General features: G+C 46.7%; 22 protein-coding genes. All 22 read right to left on the reverse strand.

The genetic code is table 11. The features are described 5' to 3' along the window. Positions 1 to 7: 7 nt before the first annotated feature. Positions 8 to 541 carry an NUDIX hydrolase gene (locus tag Q5873_RS05110; RefSeq protein ID WP_028255806.1) on the reverse strand — a complete coding sequence of 178 codons (534 nt, stop codon included), beginning with the start codon at positions 539 to 541 and terminating at the stop codon, positions 8 to 10. 27 nt (positions 542 to 568) lie between these two features. Beyond that, a complete protein-coding gene (locus Q5873_RS05115) occupies positions 569 to 1,018 on the reverse strand; it encodes a PaaI family thioesterase (protein ID WP_038155292.1) in 450 nt (149 codons plus the stop codon). Positions 1,019 to 1,042: 24 nt separating this feature from the next. Continuing rightward, complete coding sequence (gene nirJ2, locus Q5873_RS05120; protein ID WP_303059636.1) at positions 1,043 to 2,038, reverse strand: putative heme d1 biosynthesis radical SAM protein NirJ2; 996 nt, start codon at positions 2,036 to 2,038, stop codon at positions 1,043 to 1,045. Positions 2,039 to 2,154: 116 nt separating this feature from the next. Next, positions 2,155 to 3,369: an ABC transporter permease gene (locus Q5873_RS05125; protein WP_028255803.1), complete on the reverse strand. Its 1,215-nt coding sequence runs from the start codon at positions 3,367 to 3,369 to the stop codon at positions 2,155 to 2,157. After that, on the reverse strand, positions 3,362 to 4,087 hold the full coding sequence (locus Q5873_RS05130) for an ABC transporter ATP-binding protein (RefSeq protein ID WP_276788747.1): 726 nt from the start codon (positions 4,085 to 4,087) through the stop codon (positions 3,362 to 3,364). Before Q5873_RS05130 ends, Q5873_RS05125 begins: the two co-directional genes overlap by 8 nt. Before the next feature lie 9 nt (positions 4,088 to 4,096). Next, positions 4,097 to 5,188: an efflux RND transporter periplasmic adaptor subunit gene (locus Q5873_RS05135; protein WP_303059639.1), complete on the reverse strand. Its 1,092-nt coding sequence runs from the start codon at positions 5,186 to 5,188 to the stop codon at positions 4,097 to 4,099. A 122-nt stretch (positions 5,189 to 5,310) separates the two neighbouring features. After that, a complete protein-coding gene (gene pfkA / locus Q5873_RS05140; protein ID WP_288190655.1) occupies positions 5,311 to 6,270 on the reverse strand; it encodes a 6-phosphofructokinase in 960 nt (319 codons plus the stop codon). Continuing rightward, entirely contained in the window at positions 6,182 to 6,880 is a 699-nt protein-coding gene (locus Q5873_RS05145; RefSeq protein ID WP_028255799.1) for a shikimate kinase, read from the reverse strand. The genes pfkA and Q5873_RS05145 overlap by 89 nt, the downstream gene beginning before the upstream one ends. 129 nt (positions 6,881 to 7,009) lie before the next feature. Continuing rightward, entirely contained in the window at positions 7,010 to 7,456 is a 447-nt protein-coding gene (locus Q5873_RS05150) for a hypothetical protein (protein WP_288759566.1), read from the reverse strand. Continuing rightward, the gene (locus Q5873_RS05155; protein ID WP_303059643.1) at positions 7,422 to 7,958 is read right to left on the reverse strand and encodes a hypothetical protein; all 537 of its coding nucleotides are present in this window, start codon (positions 7,956 to 7,958) and stop codon (positions 7,422 to 7,424) included. Before Q5873_RS05155 ends, Q5873_RS05150 begins: the two co-directional genes overlap by 35 nt. Beyond that, a complete protein-coding gene (locus Q5873_RS05160; protein ID WP_303059644.1) occupies positions 7,951 to 8,832 on the reverse strand; it encodes a hypothetical protein in 882 nt (293 codons plus the stop codon). The genes Q5873_RS05155 and Q5873_RS05160 overlap by 8 nt, the downstream gene beginning before the upstream one ends. A gap of 34 nt (positions 8,833 to 8,866) precedes the next feature. Next, entirely contained in the window at positions 8,867 to 9,220 is a 354-nt protein-coding gene (locus Q5873_RS05165; RefSeq protein ID WP_303059645.1) for a hypothetical protein, read from the reverse strand. A 166-nt stretch (positions 9,221 to 9,386) separates the two neighbouring features. Further along, a complete protein-coding gene (locus Q5873_RS05170) occupies positions 9,387 to 10,028 on the reverse strand; it encodes a type II secretion system protein (RefSeq protein WP_288300995.1) in 642 nt (213 codons plus the stop codon). Next, positions 10,003 to 10,425: a hypothetical protein gene (locus Q5873_RS05175; protein ID WP_303059646.1), complete on the reverse strand. Its 423-nt coding sequence runs from the start codon at positions 10,423 to 10,425 to the stop codon at positions 10,003 to 10,005. Before Q5873_RS05175 ends, Q5873_RS05170 begins: the two co-directional genes overlap by 26 nt. Further along, positions 10,422 to 10,865 carry a pilus assembly FimT family protein gene (locus Q5873_RS05180; RefSeq protein ID WP_303059648.1) on the reverse strand — a complete coding sequence of 148 codons (444 nt, stop codon included), beginning with the start codon at positions 10,863 to 10,865 and terminating at the stop codon, positions 10,422 to 10,424. The genes Q5873_RS05175 and Q5873_RS05180 overlap by 4 nt, the downstream gene beginning before the upstream one ends. 38 nt (positions 10,866 to 10,903) lie before the next feature. After that, entirely contained in the window at positions 10,904 to 11,524 is a 621-nt protein-coding gene (locus Q5873_RS05185; RefSeq protein WP_303059650.1) for a prepilin peptidase, read from the reverse strand. A 32-nt stretch (positions 11,525 to 11,556) separates the two neighbouring features. Further along, on the reverse strand, positions 11,557 to 12,018 hold the full coding sequence (locus Q5873_RS05190) for a competence type IV pilus major pilin ComGC (RefSeq protein ID WP_303059652.1): 462 nt from the start codon (positions 12,016 to 12,018) through the stop codon (positions 11,557 to 11,559). 55 nt (positions 12,019 to 12,073) lie between these two features. Next, positions 12,074 to 13,252: a type II secretion system F family protein gene (locus Q5873_RS05195; protein ID WP_303059654.1), complete on the reverse strand. Its 1,179-nt coding sequence runs from the start codon at positions 13,250 to 13,252 to the stop codon at positions 12,074 to 12,076. Next, entirely contained in the window at positions 13,239 to 14,327 is a 1,089-nt protein-coding gene (locus Q5873_RS05200) for a type IV pilus twitching motility protein PilT (RefSeq protein ID WP_303059655.1), read from the reverse strand. The genes Q5873_RS05195 and Q5873_RS05200 overlap by 14 nt, the downstream gene beginning before the upstream one ends. Continuing rightward, positions 14,321 to 15,346 carry a GspE/PulE family protein gene (locus Q5873_RS05205; RefSeq protein ID WP_303059656.1) on the reverse strand — a complete coding sequence of 342 codons (1,026 nt, stop codon included), beginning with the start codon at positions 15,344 to 15,346 and terminating at the stop codon, positions 14,321 to 14,323. The genes Q5873_RS05200 and Q5873_RS05205 overlap by 7 nt, the downstream gene beginning before the upstream one ends. Before the next feature lie 370 nt (positions 15,347 to 15,716). Continuing rightward, entirely contained in the window at positions 15,717 to 17,327 is a 1,611-nt protein-coding gene (locus tag Q5873_RS05210) for a gamma-glutamyltransferase family protein (protein WP_303059658.1), read from the reverse strand. A gap of 133 nt (positions 17,328 to 17,460) precedes the next feature. After that, positions 17,461 to 18,750: a phosphopyruvate hydratase gene (gene eno, locus Q5873_RS05215; RefSeq protein ID WP_303059660.1), complete on the reverse strand. Its 1,290-nt coding sequence runs from the start codon at positions 18,748 to 18,750 to the stop codon at positions 17,461 to 17,463. Positions 18,751 to 18,786: the final 36 nt, after the last annotated feature.

Genomic DNA, 18,786 nt, shown 5'->3' on the forward strand with positions numbered 1-18,786 from the left:
ATACTACTTATGAAAGATACGGTAATGCCAAGGCAATAGCCGCCAAGGTTTTACTGTCCTTAATTTCTTCCTGACGAATGGCATCCATAAGGTCCGTCAACGTGTAATATTCCAGTTCTACATATTCGTCGGGATCCCAATGCGTCTGACCTTTAGTAAGACCTTTAGCAATATATAAGTGAATCATTTCATTACAAAATCCCGGACTGGTAGCAATGGTGCCTAAGGAATGCCATTCCTCGGCATGGTATCCCGTTTCTTCGGCCAATTCGCGCTGCGCACAAACAAGCGGATCTTCATCGCCGTCTAATTTGCCGGCGGGAATTTCCAATAGTGTACGTCCCAGGGCATAGCGATATTGTCGTTCCATAACAATGCGTCCTTTATCATCAATAGCGATTACCGCACTGGCACCGGGATGATGCACAACCTCGCGCCATGCATCCTTACCGTTTACTTCGGCTACGTCGAAGGTTACTTGTATCAATCGTCCATCAAAACGCAGTTCCGATGATTTTTTTATTTCTTCTTTTATCGCCATAACTTTACCTCCCAAGATACTATCTGATTATAAACGCCACGGTAATTCCGGTAATTCATAGGTATCGATGACATAGAACGTGCCCGATGCCATATACACCAAATCGCCTACTTCATCGTAGATGCGACCGGTGGTAACCATAGTGCGCTTGCCGTTATGCTCTACGCGTCCCACACCGCGCAGTACACTACCCGGTTTAACGGCTTTCATAAAGTTGCCCTTCAGTTCCAACGTAACAACGGACTTCCCCAGGGTAAAACAGGCCGTACCCATCACGCTGTCGGAAAAGCCGGCACAAACAGCACCGTGTAAATCACCGCGCAAATTGGCGTGACGGCGTATATCCGTAGTAAATGTCATTTCTATATGTCCCGGATCACCGCCGGTAACGCGTATATCCTTTGCCCATTCATAGGTATTTTGAGCTCGTACATGATCAAAATGATCAACCAGTGTTCTGATTTCTGCTTTTTTCATCTATCTTCCTTTCCGTACAACCGGTCATTCTTTATAGTGACTGAACTTACACCACGGTTCCTCAGCCATATAATCGCCATCGTTATAGTAGTACGCCCGCGCACGACAACCGCCGCAAACTGTATAGTATTTACAAACACCGCAGGAGCCGCGAGGCTTTTTATGTCTGAAATTTCCAAAGATGGCTTCATCAAACCAAATTTCGTCAAACCGGCGTTCCCGAACATTACCCGATACTACCGGTAAGTACGGACAAGCTTGTACATTCCCGGTAGGACTGATAATACAATAACTGATACCGGCCAAACAACCGCGACGATAGCGCAAAGGAATGCCCTCTTCCCGAGCGATGCGCATAAACTGCGGTGCACAGGTTGGTTTAATTTCCAAGGGCACTTCTTTTTGTTTACGCATCAGACTGGTCAACACCTCTTCGTACTCATCGGTACGCAATGTCGTATTTTCGATATCTTTACCGCGACCGGTAGGCACCAAGAAAAATACATGATGCCCCTTTGCCCCATGCGCAACACACCAATCCGTAATCGTAAGCAATTCATCCTTGTTGCGCCGTGTTACTGTCGTATGAATCTGAAAGCCCAAGCCACCGCGCCGACAATTTTCTATGCCTGCCATTGTCATAGCCCATGCATCGGGATGACCGCGGAATCGATTGTGTTCCTTTTCATCAAGGCTGTCCAGACTGATGCCGACGCGCATAGCACCTGCTTCCTTGAGCGTATATACCATATCCTCCGTCAGAAGTGTGCCGTTAGTACCCAATACCGGACGAAGTCCTTGGCTTGCGGCATACGCAATAAGCTCCGGCATATCTTGACGCATTAACGGTTCACCGCCGCTGAATATCATAATCTTAAAACCGGCTTTGGCAATTTGTTCAATTAATCGTTTGGCCTCCGCCGTAGTCAATTCTTCTTTTAATGCTTGCGGTGATGCATCGCGATAGCAATGCTGACATGTTAGATTACACGCCTGTGTACTGTTCCATGAAATTAACATATAGTATCTCCTCTACAAAAAATCGACGATACCTCAACAGGCATCGCCGACTCTATACCTAATCAAGTGTTCCCACTCAATTATATAACGATAGCAGGATTTCTGCTATCTTCTTTTTATTCGTAGTGCAACGCATCGATTGGATTGAGCTTCGCTGCCTTACGGGCAGGATAAATTCCGAAGATTAATCCGATGGCCATAGAGAATCCGAAGGATAAAAGGATAGGCCCCATGGAAATAACCGTCTTCATAGACGTAGCCGCACTGATTAGCTTAGATGCGCCGATGCCGAAGACGACACCGATGGCTCCACCGATAAGGCTGATAACTACGGCCTCGATGAGAAACTGCATAACGATGACGCGATAAGTTGCTCCCAAGGCTTTGCGAACCCCGATTTCACGGGTTCGTTCCGTTACCGACACAAGCATAATATTCATAATGCCAATACCGCCGACTAACAAAGAAATGGCTGCTACTGCTCCCAAGAATAATGTCATCGTACCGGTAGTTTCATTTACCGTTTCCATGATGGTTGCCATGTTGCGCACATTAAAATCATCCAATTCGGGGTTTTTTATTTTGTGCCGGACGCGCATAATATTTTCAATGTCCGACTGTACTCGATTCAAATCGGCGCCGTCCTTGGCTTTAATATAAATCATGCTTAGATAATCTACGCCGCGCACACGTTCCATTGCCGTCGTATACGGGATAAAGACAATATCGTCTTGGTCATTACCAAAGCTGCCGGACCCCTTTGTATCAAGCACCCCTACTACTTTAAAGGGATCGTTCTTGATGCGAATATCCTTGCCTACCGGATTTTCATCGCCAAACAAATTTTTGGCTACCGTGCTACCGATGACAGCAACGCGTTCGCGTCGTTCTACCTGTGCATCCGTAATGAAACGGCCGGACTTCATCGTCCAGTTATTAATATACTGGAAGTCGCTGTTAATACCGTTTACCGTTGTCGTCCAGTTTTTATTGGTATACACAATAACATAGGAAGAGCTGCCCGCTACCGGGGATATCATATCCACATCGTTTAGCTTCTTCAAGGTTTCATAATCCTTGACCTTCAACGTTTTTTGCGATGCTGCGGTCGGTCGTACCCCCGGTGTTCGCGGTGCCCCCGGATATACCATCAACAAATTACTGCCTAAGCTGGAAATGGAGTCCTGGATTTGTTGCCGCACACCAAAACCGATGGATACCAACGCAATTACGGCAGCTACACCGATGATAATTCCCAACATGGTAAGAAGGGAACGCATCTTATTCGCAATAAGGGAAGCCCATGCCATAATAAAGCCTTCTTTATACATGAGCTGTGCCTCCTTTCAAGCCTGCCATATGAGGATTGGGTTTGTCTTCTTCGATAAGACCGTCGCGTAATACTACATTACGACTGGCGTAGGTTGCAATATCCGGCTCGTGTGTAACAAGAATGATCGTACGCCCTTCTTCATAGAGCCGCGTAAAAATATTCATTACATCAATACTTGATTTGGAATCAAGATTCCCCGTAGGTTCGTCGGCCATGATGATAGACGGGTTATTGGCTAATGCCCTAGCAATGGCCACGCGCTGACGCTGGCCGCCGGAAAGTTCCGACGGAAGGTGATCCAAACGTTCGCCTAATCCCAACGAGGTAAGAAGCTCCGCTGCTCTGGCGTTGCGTTCCGCCTTGGAGACACCGGCATAAATCATCGGTAAAGCCACATTTTCCTGCGCCGTCAACTTCGGCAGCAAATTAAAGCTTTGAAACACAAAGCCGATACGCTTATTGCGCACATAGGCCAATTCATCATCGGACAAATCCGCTACTTCCTCACCGTCCAACCGATACGATCCGGAGGTAGGCCGATCCAGACAACCTAAAATATTCATAAAGGTAGACTTGCCGGATCCGGACGGGCCCATGATAGATGTAAACTCGCCTTCATAAATCGTAAGATTGATACCGTGCAGTACGGGAACTTGCAATTTACCGTTAACGTACGTTTTCTTGATATCCTTAATTACGATAACCTCTTTTTTCATAGGCACCTCCTACATATGCGGCGCGCCGCCGGAGGAAGCCTTCTTAGTTGCCGACGTTACATCGCCGCTGACAACAATTTCATCGCCTTCGTTTAAGCCTTTGACAATTTCAATGGAGGTATCACCGGTGATTCCCGTCGTTACACTGGTACGTACCGGCTGCCCATCGCGAATAACATATACATACTCACCGACTTTATCGGTACGAACGGCTGCCAAAGGCACCGTCAATACATTAGTACGTTCATCGCCGTAGATTGTAGCACGCGCCGTCATAGTCGGGAAAAAGTCTGCTGCATATTCCGTCGGTATCGTTACACGCACCGTGTAGTAAACAACGCTGGTACTGGTAGTCCCCATATTCCCTTTTGTACCCAGTGCAATATCTCGTACATAGCCGGTATAAGTCTGCCCCGGATGCGCATCGACCGTAAAGTCTACGCGAGCGCCTTTTTTAATATTGCCGATATCGGTTTCATCGACGGTCAAATAAATTTCCAAATCAGATAAATCCGCAATGGTGGCAATAATCATCTGCGTAGAAATACCGGTACTAATCGTTTGCCCTGCTTTTAACGGTGTCCCGATAATCGTGCCACTCATCGGTGCGGTAATGGTAGTATCGCTCAAATTGGCCTGTGCTCGGTTATACGCCGCTTGTGCCTGTTGGTATTTTACCAATGCATTATCGTAGGATTGCTGCGATACGGCCCCTTGTCCTACCAAGGTTCGGTACCGTTCCAAATCAGCCGCCGCATTATCCAATGCCGCTTTGGCATCATCGGCAACGGCTTGCAGCTGACGATCATCAATGGTTGCAATGACTTCTCCTTCGGTGACCTTCTGATTTTCCTTCACCAATACCGACTCCAATTTGCCGGCTACATTGGTGGATACATCAACGTATTTGACAGGATTAATCGTACCGGTTGCGCTGATAACCGATGCAATAGTACCTCGCTCTACCTTTCCCGTCGTATACGCCGGTTTTGCCGTTGCATCCTTGTTCTTTGCATATAAATAACCACCGCCGGCTATGCAAAGGATGAGTACAATAATGACCCATAGCTTACGGTTTTTCCATATACGGTTGTTCCACATGCTCTAACGCCCTTTCCTCAACTAACTTCTACTATGTCGTACACTGTACACACAACACGCTACATTTGCAGTGCATACATGATACGCTTTATTAATGAAATAAAAGTGAACCTTATGTTTCTCTACCGTCCCAATACGGAAATCAAATCATACCACGCATCGGATACCGGGTAGGTAATTGATTTGGCTTCTTCATAGGGCAACAGCACAACGTGATCATTAACGGATGCAGTCAAACAATTACATTTACCTGCCAGTAATCCATCAATGGCTGCTTCGCTCATAAGGGCTGCCATCATGGCATCCTTTGCCGAAGGCATGCCACCGCGCTGTAAATATCCCAAGACGGTAACACTGGGAGATATATGCATGTGTTCTTTAATAAAATTACATACATCATAGCTGTGGTACGCTCCTTCGGCTACGATGATAATGCTATTGGTTTTGCCTGCACGATGTGTTTCATCTAAATGACGACAAACATCTTCCAAAGGCACCGGCTTTTCCGGAATCAAGACAATTTCGGCACCGCAAGCAAGACCGGATCCTACGGCAATATGTCCCGCATGACGCCCCATAACCTCCACGATGGCTACACGATCATGAGCCGTTGTGGTGTCTCTGATTTTACTGACCGCTTCCACCACCGTATTCAATGCCGTATCAAAGCCAATGGTATATTCCGTACCGCACATATCATTATCAATGGTGCCGGGGATTGTCATGGTCACAACACCCAACTCGGCCAATGCCTGTGCACCTGCCATGGAACCGTCACCGCCGATAACCACAAGAGCATCTATGTCATATTTTTTCAGTACTTCGGCTGCTTTTTTCTGGTATACCTTATCCATAAATTCGGGGCAGCGCGCTGTTTTAAGGAGCGTACCGCCGCGATTGACAATACCGCCTACATCACGCCGTAACAACGGACGCAGTTCTTCATTTAATAAGCCTTCATAGCCGCGATGAATACCGACTACGTCCAATCCTTCATATATTCCTTTGCGAACGACGGCTCGTACGGCTGCGTTCATCCCCGGCGCATCGCCGCCGCTGGTTAATACGGCTATTCGTTTCATATGCATGTCCTCCTTTTAATGGCGCTTTAGGTTGCTTTCGCTGCGATTGAGGTTGCTTTAGTTGCAATTTAGGTTGCTTACGTGCTTTAAAAGCAACCGCCTCTTTTGTTAGCTGCTCTTCTACTTCATCCACCAAGCTCATTGTATGACCGTGTGTGGTATCCAAGACAAAATCACATTTTTTATATACCGGTCGCCAACATCGCATCATCGATGCCACGAAGCCTTGTACATCATTGTAATCCATAGTAGGACGTTTCCCTATTTTTCGATTTACCCGGCGTACAATACGATACTCCGCTGCTCTGATGCCAACAATATACGAATACTTTTGCAAAAAACGAAGCGTCTTCATTTCAATAGGAAAATTACCGCCTACGGAAATGACCGCTTCATGATACATACAAACCCGTTTTAACACCTCTAATTCGGCTGTTCTGAAAGCGCGTTCTCCCAATTTGTTAAATATATCCGCAATAGGTAACTGATAACGCTGTTCCAGAACACGATCGGTATCGACAAACTGCCATCCGCGAGCCTCCGCTAAATTTCGCCCCAAATGGCTTTTACCGCTCCCCATGGAGCCGATAAGAACTATATTTCGTTTCATACTAACCTGCCGTTCTATCCTTTACTAATTTTTATATTTGTATTCTATTCTACTACATCGCTCTTAAAAAGGAAATGAAAACGGCTGTATTCAAATGAAAAAGACGGCCCTAAGGCCGTCTTTCCTTAATTATGTACTCGCTGTATTCTCCGTACGAAACCGAATATGTAACAGTCCCTCTTTTTTCGCTATTTGCAATGGTTGTACTCGCACAGTAGGATACGCTTCACCAATATCAGCTGCCAGTGTCAGATAGTCTTGCAGGGATCCGGTGATTTCCCATTGTAATCCGGATGTACCTATCTCCTCTATACCGACTACCGTAAGTGCACGGCTACCGATACGCTCTATAATGTCATTTTTGAGAGAATCACGGGAAACCCTTTGTATGTGCTGTACAAATTGATACCGCCGACTATGAATCACCGCCTCTTCTGCTTGACGCTGTAAATTTCGCTCCTCGCTATACGCCGTCATCAGTCGGATATCATGATGGCAATAGGCAGCCACTGCCGTTGCCGCAACCATCCCCAGTACGTAACTAATCAGAAGTACGGTGGCTGTCCTTTTTGACATCGGCAGGTACCGTATACTTTCCTTCCACACGAAACGAAGTCGCTCCATGTGTTCTCGCATCATCTTGTTTGGCATGAATGACAACTCCTTTCAACGTGCCTTTCAGATGCTCACCATACGCTATGGCTGCCTCCGGATTAGGTGCTCGTCCTTCAATAACAAAGCCCGTTTCCGAAAAGGTAACAGCCGTCAACATCACCGCACCTTGTGCGCAGTCGATGCTATGCAACAAAGTGGCTTCGTCATTCCGTTTGGATGTTCTGGAACTATGCGCTTCAACCCATTTCCGGTAACGCACAAGTGCCGTATGATTTGGCAAGGGCTGTTGCTGCTCTGCCTTCCACATCATGCGATAGCGAACCCATGTCACGCTTTCGTATGCTGCAGTAAGGATTGTAGCGGGAAAAAGCAAAGCTACGATTACCAATCCAATACGCAGCCACTCTCTATGTCGACGGCACCAGCTGTGAAAGCGCATAGTAGGGGATAAAAAATTAATCATATGTCTTCATTCCCAATCCCCTCCATACCAGTCCCAGTGCCATATCCCATAACATAGATCCTTTCTCTTCATAAGTAACGGCACGGTTAGTACATTGATAGGAAGCGTGCGACAGCATGCCATATTCGTTGTATAAGGACTCGGGAAAAACCTGTTCCGACGCTTCGATGCTCATCCCGTCGTAAGGGACCGCTTCGGTATATGCATATATGCCGTCAATGCCGGACAGGCCCACTAAAAAGATAGCTTGCTCCGCTTCCTGCAGCGCCTGCCGTAACGAGGCTTCATCAGCCCCACTATACAGGGATACATAACAAATATCCTGCCTCCATACTGTCAGGCGCCATCCTTCACCTTCCGGCCACACGAGAGCCTTCGCTCCCGTTTCCTCAAATACGCGACTTAATGGAGACGGCCAATAATCAATGATCCGCACATCTCCGCCACCGCGAAAATAGCCGGTCGCCAACGCATCTACATGCACTTTCGGTAGCACTACCCAATATAAATAATCCGTCCCCGCCTTTGCTCCGGCTTCCTCACGCATTGTCAACATAAAGTCACTATAGTACGTATCTTTGTCCCATTCTAAGGTATCTTCTAATTGCCAATGAAGCATATCTTTCGCTTCTTGGCGCGATAGTTTAGGTATTTCCATACCGCCGCAACGGTAAGCACTGACGGCAGCTACCGCCATTCGTTCGCCTTCCAAAGAGAATCGATGCACAAAGGCTTCACAATCCTCTTCGAGCGTATGCTTACGCGATGCGCACATTACATCGTCAATGACAAGACAATCTTCTTTTATATATCCGTTTAATCCAAGCAGCATTGTTGTATCCGAAGCAATGCCGATAACATTTTTTTCTTTCATACCTTACTCCTATAACCAGTTATCTCTTATGTGGCTAGAACGTAAGCGCTGCATGTGTAATCCGTGCCATGCGCGTTCCGCCTCGCACGGTTTCCTCCATTTTGACTACATAGGTAACACTCATGCCAAGAACCTTGTTCTCATAATATACGGTAATTTGGGTTTCTCCCGTTGTACCTTCACTCGTATTATCCGCCGGCGTAATATAGTAGGTTACTTTTTCTTGTTCCGTTGATAGATACGTCCGCTGTCGACGCAACACAATATGTGGTGAATGATGTAAATATTGCTTAGTAATCACAACGCCCCAGCCTTCTGCCTTATAATCCATATCCGTCATTTGCTGTTCTTCTACTATACTCATAACGCAATGCTGTACCTCTGCCATGATTCCACTCCAAAATAGGAAACAGGCCGCCGTAATGAGCAGCATTATATAAGAAAAAAATCCGTTGCGTTTTTTATATGTAAGTAATCGTCCGACATACATCTTCCGCAGTAATGAGGGCACCGGGCGACACTGCCATTGACTTTTTCTTGCCTCACTCATAGGATTACTCCTTTTGATAGCTGTCTGCCATAGTAAAATAATCATATGCAGGAAACAGTGTGGTCTGCGCACGGTAGATAATTTGTTGTCTTCCGCGCAGTCTTGGAATCGTAGCTGCCGTTTCACGCCAATGCATGCTGTATGTACCATTGCGATTTTTTTCAAAATACGAACCATCATACACATTATTAGCGCTCAATGGTCGGAACATAACAGGATTTTTATATGGCGGTAAATCTTCCAGTCCAACTACTTGCAGCTGTCCCGTTGATAGTTCTCTCTTCACATTTCCTCGTACAAAATAAAACCCGTCTTGACCATTGGATACCGCATGATGCTGAATGAGGTACATTTTCTTATCACTACGTTGAAGGTAATTACTTATTAACAATCGGCACAAACGTCCGTCAAACATTATTTCACAAGTATTTTCCAAGCGCTGTGCCCAGAGTACCGACGAAGCCATCGTTGACATCACGACACTCATCACCGATAAAATAATCATCATGGCAATTAACAGTTCCGCCAGCATGTACCCTGCTTCTTTCTTTTGCCGAACTATTCGTTGGCTCCTTTCTTCACAACCGAGGAGATGTTCCCGAAGCCATCGGATTGTTCTTTCATAGTGATGTGGCAGCAGTGGCATGAGGTGTCATCGTCCTTTCATCCCAGAGAATCGTTGTCAACGTACAATATAATTCATCTTGATAATAACCGCGTACCGTCAATCGCTTGACTGTCTCGCCCTTGATTTCATCAGGTGTAATGGTCGGCTCCGTCCGATAGCCTTCCTCCCTATGAGTATCATGATTAGGCAGTGTGGCTGTGCCTTGCTTACGGTAATCCGCTTTGCCTTGTTCCATAGCGGCTATAGTATATTGCAGTATCGTGTCACGAATTGTCGCCTCATGCATACGCCCCAAAGCCGTCGTAATCATCATCGTCAATCCCAATACGGCTACCACGGCAATTACCGTAGTAAGCATAGCATCGGCATACATAAATCCATTGTGCCTGAGAATGCGTTGTTGCCTATCGTTCATCGTGTACTGTCCTCCCAACGAATGCGTGGTGTTTGCTGTGAAAATATATAGGTGCGCGTTCGCTTTAACAGGGTATCCTTAATATACATTCGATATAGTGTCCGCTGTCCGAACATGGCATCTACATTTAGATTCGGGTGGCTCGGACCATCTAATGTAATTTTGATTGTCGGCGGTAATCGCTTTTCTTCTTCACCCCACAGTTTCTTAAAGGGATTATATGAATAGCCATGTTCATCCACATCCATTCGGTTCACTCTGCCACCACCGGTAGTACTACCGCGCTGCGTCATAATCTGCATACGTCGCATCGCATAATAGAGCTGCCTTGTTGTCGTGTCAAAGACCCTGTCTTCATTCATTGTAGATTGCATGGTAAGAACAGCTATAGCGAAGAAAATACCTAGCAGTGCTACATACATCATAAGTTCAATCAGCAATCCTCCCTCTTGTCTTGATCCTTGTTTTTTTAATTTCATTACCGATACGCTTTCACTACACTTTGAAAACAATATACACACCATGTGGCCGTACATAGAAATGGGCCGAAAGGAATATAGCGCCGTCTGTTATGCAGACCCCATACCAGACCGGCCGTGCATGCGAGTATCATTGTATACGCCAATTCCAACGGCGTAAGCCAAACGGAAATCGCCAACACCCATTTAATATCCCCTTCTCCCATACCGCCTTGGCTGAGACGGCGAAGCATATATCCTACACTACCGACAATGACCAGTACAATTCCCACGTCGAGATACGCAGTATCATACCAATAGCATCGAAGCAAACCAACTATACCAATACACAAAGCTCCTTCATCCGGCAGGATGTAGTAGCGCTTATCAATGGCAGCACCGTATAGTAATGTTAAACCGAACAGTATGGTACTTACGGTAATCATCGGCGATACGGCATGACCGTGTAAAGCTATGCAGACTATGCCGTACAGGCTTCCACCCAATGCGGTAGCAATACGACGATAGGTGGTAACAATCGCTACGCAACGCCAAGCGCGCAAGAGATAGAGGCAACCGAGTGCGCCAGCCATGGCCGTACCTATGAGAATGATGTCGTAGCCTTGCAGTAGTAATCTCATATGTCTTCTCCTATGTTATCCATTGCCAAAAATTATTGTTCCTTACTATCCGTTGCATCGGAGGCCGTTACGGCTACATGCTTGCCACTGCCGCTGCCATTCGCTTCCAAGGTGATTGTGTACTCGCCGCCTTTCGGTGTCTTTACATTCTCTGACAAATAGCCGGATTGATATAACTCGTTCACTGTCGGTACATCCGTAGTGGCTTTATCAACCATATACAGCTGCGCCGCATTGGCAATTGTCTGTGTATCTGCTTGTATCTTTGCATCCCGCGCTTTATCGGCAGCCGATAAAAACTGGGGCATCGCCATAGCGGCCAGGATAGCAATAACGGCGACAACTACCATGAGTTCAACCAATGTAAAGCCCCCCGAATGACGATGTGCTGCACGTAGTGTGCATCGACGCTGCCAACGATTGCATAATCGATGTATATATTCTTTATACGACGATTGTAATGTGTTAGTATATGTTTTCCATGTGTTACTCATGTGCATGTGAAGCACCCTTCTTTCTATATATTACAAAATAAATATAATCTGCGTATCATTGATGAATCACCGTAACAGCCTGAAACATGGGAAGCATAACCGCGATAACCAATATGGCTACACCAATCCCCATGCAGGTTACCATCAACGGTTCCATCAAACGTTCCAACGAGGCCGTTACTTGTGTTACGATGCGTTGGTAATAGGTAGCACAATGAGACATCATGGCTACCATTTCTCCCGTTTCTTCACCGATAGCTATCATCTCCCAAAGCAAGGGACTGCCAAGGCCGGACTCTTTAAGAGATGTACTGATGCCGCGACCGCTTTGTATGGCCTGTATCGCTTGCTGTTGGCAGGCAGTCGCATATCGGTTATTCCATAAATTGGCTGTCAGCGCCATTACATCGGTAATGGATAGTCCACTGTCGAGCAGCATTGACCATACACGACATAAACGAGCTAAATAAAAAGCGTGACATCGTTCATAGCAAACAATATGTTGCCACCACCATTGATGTAGACGCAGTTTCATCGTCGGCTTACGATAAGCCATAGTCAGCAAGCCTCCCAGCGCAGCCGCAAGCATCAGTGCCCACCACCAATACACTCGCCACCAATCACCGAAAGCAAACAGCAGACGCGTCAGCAGTGGTAGGTGTACTTGCATGGAAGCAAACACATTGCGAAAGGCCGGTAAGATAAAACCTACGGCTACACCGGTGAAGATAATCATCAATACTGCCAAAAACAAAGGATATGCCAAGGCCGACATCAGCTTGTGTCGCCACGAGGCTTCTTGTTCGTAATAGCGATGAATAATCCGAAACGATTCTCCCATCGTCCCCGATAGTTCACCGGCTTGAAGCAAGGTACAACCGATAAGGGGAAAACCCGTATCACGCAGTGCCTCCGAAATGAGTTTACCCCGTTGTAAGGCTTCATTGAGAATATCATAGGGTATAGAGCCGCCGCTGTTCATGAGAAATTTCATGATACTGCTCATCGGTAACCCCGACTCGATAAGTAATGACATGCGATACGAAAATTCAATACAGTCCTTATACCGCCAATGCCCATGGGCAGCAGCAACGGAATGCATCTCGGTAATGCCGATGAGATACCATTCTTTACGGCGCAGTTTAAAACGTACCTCGTCTTCACTGTCTGCCCACATACCTTCTTCATAGATATGATGCTCTTGATCATAGGCTTTATAGCTATACCAATTCATGGATGGATTCCATCACCTCCTCTAATTCGGGAATCGAACCCACTTGCCTTCGCAATTTATCGGCTGCCATTTCCATTGTTTGCATAGGACGCTGTGTTTCCTGAATAGAAATAATTTGCGGTTCTTTACGTTGTCGTATCAAGTTTGCTACCGCCTTGGTATTCAGCAAGATATCACGCAGCGGATAAAATGCGGTATCTGTAATGATGAGGCGCTGACATATAACGGCGCGCAATACTTGTGACAGCTGACTGCGTACCTCATCCTGTTGTGCCGCCGGAAACAAGGAGATCATACGATTAATGGCCATTACAGCACGCTGTGTATGCATGGTAGCAAATACTAAATGTCCTGTTTCCGCCGCATGCAGCGCGGCTTCCAATGTACTTCTGTCACGGAGTTCACCAATCATGAGGACATCCGGATCTTCCCGTAGTGCGTCTCTTACCCCTTCCGCCATAGATACTACATCCTGTCCCAGCTGACGTTGATGAATTAATGCACGCTTACCGGTAAAAACGTATTCCACCGGATCCTCCAAAGTAATAATATGTGTTTCCCTTGTGCGATTGATATACTCTAAGCAGGAGGCTAAAGTGAATGACTTTCCCGACCCCGTAGGTCCCGTCAGTAAAATCAGCCCTTCTCTCAGTTCGGACAATCGGATTAACAATCGATCCTCGTCGCTGTCACCGAGCGCGGCACATCGATCATATAAAAGTCGCAACGTGCCACACAACGTACCAGATGCCGAGAATAAATGAACGCGAATACGCAGTCCTTCATAGCTGAAGGCACCATCGTACGAACCATTATCACTAAATACAAAGCCACCATTATCGCTAAGTACAGAACTAGTATCGTTAACTACATCATCTGACATATTAGGCAGTACTGTATGTGACGTAGCCTCACATTGCGAACGCAACCATCGCATATCTTCCGGCGTACATAGTTCTTCCGACGAAATCGGTGCAAGATGGCGACCATGTCGTAAAAACGGAGGACTGCCGCATGCTATATGTATATCTGTTGCCCCTCGCATAATGGCTGTATCAATCACAGATGTCAGCATGTCGTCATCTCCGTAATTCCTACTCGATGTAATTCATCCCAAGTAGTGTCTCCTTCTTCCACCGCTTGGCGGGCGGCTTCGGCCAGCGTGCATACCATATACTGTTCCGGTGATGTCCAATCCATATGTGTTCTCGGCGTAATCCAACCTTCAAAGATGGCCATGCGCCCTTTGTAGCCATCGCCACATTTACGTCGCACAAGTCGCTGCGATAAAGCGCCTATCAGTGTGGCTTCTACTAAATAGCGATCAACCCCCATATCTACCAATCGGTCTATCACACCCAGCGCCGTATTCGTGTGAATAGTAGAAACTACTCGATGCCCTGTTAGGGCAGCTCGGATGGCTAAGGCGGCTGTTTCGTTGTCCCGAATTTCACCGACCATGATGGTGTCTGGATCTTGTCGTAGTACAGCGCGCAAGCCATTGGCAAAGGTCAAACCCGCTTTAGGATTAATTTGTACCTGTACCGCCCCTTCAATAGAAGATTCCACCGGATTTTCCAATGTCACCAAATTCTGATGGGCAATATCCAATTCGCGCAGCATCGCATACAAGGTCGACGTCTTACCGGATCCGGTAGGTCCTGCTACGACTAAAAGACCATACGGTCTGTGTAGCACATCCCGTACTTTTTCCAGTAATACTTCTGACATGTCGAGTTCAGCTAAGCTCCGCCGATAGCCTTCATTACCCATGATGCGGCAAACCACAGTTTCACCGTACATAGAGGGCATAGTCGAGACGCGCATTACCACAACCATGTCCTTATCTTCCCAACGCCATCGTCCGTCCTGCGGTATCCGTCGTTCACCGATGTCCAAACCGCTAAGCACTTTAATCCGATTAATCAGTTGGTCCGACGCCGGCAAGGGAATTCGCCCTTCTTCCTCCAGTAATCCGTCAATGCGTAAGCGTAAGACAAGGCCCTCCTCCAATGCTTCAAAATGTAAATCGCTGGCTCCTTTCTTCTTTGCTGACCGTATCATGCGGTCAAGCTCAATATCAACATGAAACATAAGTACCTCCTTTCTTGTTCGCACCGCTTTGTTTCGATGTGACACTATATAATTCTAAGGAATGCAGTACATCTCCTATATAACTTCTTAGCCATTCAATATTCTACGCTCTGTGCCAATTGCGTCTGTCAGTGTTACTTACACGCTCAGTGTTATTTGCATCCTCAGTGTTATTTACATGCTCAGTAGTATTTGTACTCTCAGTAGTACTTACACATTCAGTAGTATTCACAGACTCAGTAGCATCCATACGTCCAACGTTACTTAGGCTTTTAGCATCTTTTTCAATACATATAAAAAAACAGCCGATACCGTTATAGTATCGACTGTCGTCTATTCCTCATTCTGAAATTATTAATTCCATGCTCTCCTAGTATGCCGCTACCAATCCATCCGCTCTAGCTTCGCTGGCACCTTCCAAGACACCGTCCTCCTTACGGCGTATAATCTGGCCCCTACCAAATGAAGTCGGATCCGAATTTACTTTTACAATATGTCCCAATTCCTTCAAACGGCGTACTACGTCATCGCCAAATCCCGGTTCCACTTCAATGCGTAAACCATCAATCCATTGCCAACGCGGTGCATCCAATGCTTCTTGCCCATTCATAGCAAAGTCAATCATATTCATCACCGCCTGTACATGTCCTTGCGGTTGCATGAAAGCTCCCATCACACCGAAGGGACCTACCGGAAGGGTATCTTTTGTGAGAAATCCGGGAATAATCGTGTGGTACGGTCGTTTGCCGCCGGCCAAGCAATTGTCATGCGCTTCGTCTAAACTAAAATTAGCCCCTCGGTCATTCAAAGCAATCCCGTAACCGGGGATGACAATCCCCGAGCCGAAGCCCATATAATTACTTTGGATAAAGGAGACCATCATTCCTTCCCTGTCTGCTGTCGCTAAATATACGGTTCCTCCCGAATCGGGACGTACTGCTTTCGGTTTTACGGCGCTGTCACCGATGGTATTACGCAATCGTTGAATATACTCCGGCGATAATAATTCTTCCACGGACACCGACATATGATTAGGATCGGTAATAAAAGCCTTCCCGTTTATATAGGCTTGCTTAAGCGCTTCGATTTGCTTATGCACTGTATCTGCCGTACCGAATTGCTTACACGGCACTTCATCCAAAATAGCCAATGCCATAAGAGCTACCAAGCCATGCGTATTCGGTGGCATCTCCCAAACGTCATAGCCATGATACTTACATGAAATCGGCGTTTGCCATTCCGGATGATAGGCAGCCAAGTCATCCTTCGTAATATAGCCTCCCGTAGCTTTTGAAAATTCATCGATAACCTTCGCCAGTTCGCCGCGATACAAAGATTCACAATGTGATTCTGCCAAAAGCCGCAATGCGTTAGCATGTCCCGGAAGATACACCCTGTCTCCCGCCTTTGGTGCTTTACCACCATAACCGAAAGTGTCAAAGAATCCGGCAAAGGGAGCCTTTCCGGCAAAGGGCTTCATCAGTTGTAACGCCTCTTGCCATTCCTTGGCTGTGGTCGGCGATACCCCGTACCCTTCTTCGGCATATCGAATCGCATCGGAAAAAAGTCGTTCAAACGGCAAACGTCCAAATCGACGGTGTAACTCTGCCCAGGCTCCGGGTGCTCCCGGTACCGTAACAGGAATCCAGCCGCGTTCGGGCATGGCACTGTAGCCGCCGGCTTTTACCGCAGATAATGACAATGACTGCGGCGAGGCACCGCTACCGTTCAAACCATGCAGTGCACCGTCGGCCCATACTAACACAAAGGCATCACTGCCAAGACCATTGCTGTTAGGCTCTGTAACAGTTAATGTTATCGCTGTAGCTATAGCGGCATCAACTGCATTTCCCCCTTCTCTCAACACTGCTAGGCCGGCTTGCGCTGCCAACGGCTGCGATGTACATACCATACCGTTAGTCGCATACATTGGTTTTCGAACGGATGTAAAATTATATGCTTTATGCTCACATGTACCCATTTCTTCCCCCTTGCCACGGAATACAATAAAGGCCCGCCGCATGCCGCAAGGCAATGTCGGCAGGCCTCCAGTGCCGCAACACACCAATTACTAGTTACAATATTGTAGTTATAGTTATGCGATACATCGAAAATCAGCCCTTCTTGATGTTGTAGAATACATCACGGCCACGATACTGTGCCGTTTCTGCCAGTAAATCTTCGATGCGAAGCAACTGATTGTACTTAGCTACACGTTCGCTACGAGCCGGAGCTCCCGTCTTAATCTGTCCGGCATTAACAGAGACAGCAATGTCGGCAATGGTAGCATCTTCCGTTTCACCGGAACGGTGCGAAATTACACAAGTATATCCGGCACGTTTTGCCATTTCGATGGCATCAAAGGTTTCCGTCAAGGTACCAATCTGATTTACTTTAATCAAAATAGCATTGGCTGTGTCATTAGTAATCCCTTTAGACAGACGTTCCGTATTGGTTACGAACAAATCATCACCTACGAGCTGAACCTTTTTGCCGAGGCGTTCGGTCAATACTTTCCAACCGTCCCAATCTTCTTCTGCCAGTCCGTCTTCAATGGAGATAATCGGATATTTATTAACTAATTCTTCGTAGAAGTCAACCATTTCGGCTGCTGTTTTCGTCTTGCCTTCACCGGCTAATTCGTACTTGCCATCTTTATAAAATTCCGAGGAAGCGGCATCAATAGCCAACATGATATCTTTCCCCGGTTCCAAACCGGCTTCTTTGATTGCTTCGCAGATAACCTGCAATGCTTCTTCATTGGATCCCAAGTTAGGTGCGAAACCGCCTTCATCACCTACGCCTGTTGCCAAGCCTTTACCCTTCAATACATTTTTAAGGGTATGATAGATTTCGGCACACATCCGCAATGCCTGTGCAAAGTTTTCTGCGCCTACCGGCATGATCATAAATTCCTGAATATCTACATTGTTATCGGCATGAGCACCGCCGTTTAAAATATTCATCATCGGTACCGGCAATTCTTTGGCATTGGTTCCGCCTAAATATTGGAAAAGTGGCAAATCAAGCGATTCCGCTGCTGCCTTTGCTACAGCCATAGATACACCAAGGATAGCATTGGCTCCTAATTTGCCTTTATTCGGAGTACCGTCAAGCTCGATCATAATTTTATCGATAGCGACCTGTTCGGTAGCGTCGTAACCGATAATAGCAGGACCGATAATGTCGTTTACATTTTCAACTGCTTTTAATACGCCTTTGCCCAAATAACGACTCTTGTCACCATCACGCAATTCAACGGCTTCGAACATCCCCGTAGAGGCACCGGACGGTACGGCAGCACGAGAAATGGTGCCGTCTTCCAAATATACTTCTACTTCTACTGTCGGATTGCCGCGAGAATCCAAAATTTCTCTTGCGTATACGTCGGTAATCATTGCCATGATAATTTCCTCCTTCAGATGTATCCAGGCCCCGGT

The organism is Veillonella magna (genome assembly GCF_959600285.1).
GTDB lineage: Bacteria > Bacillota > Negativicutes > Veillonellales > Veillonellaceae > Veillonella_A > Veillonella_A magna.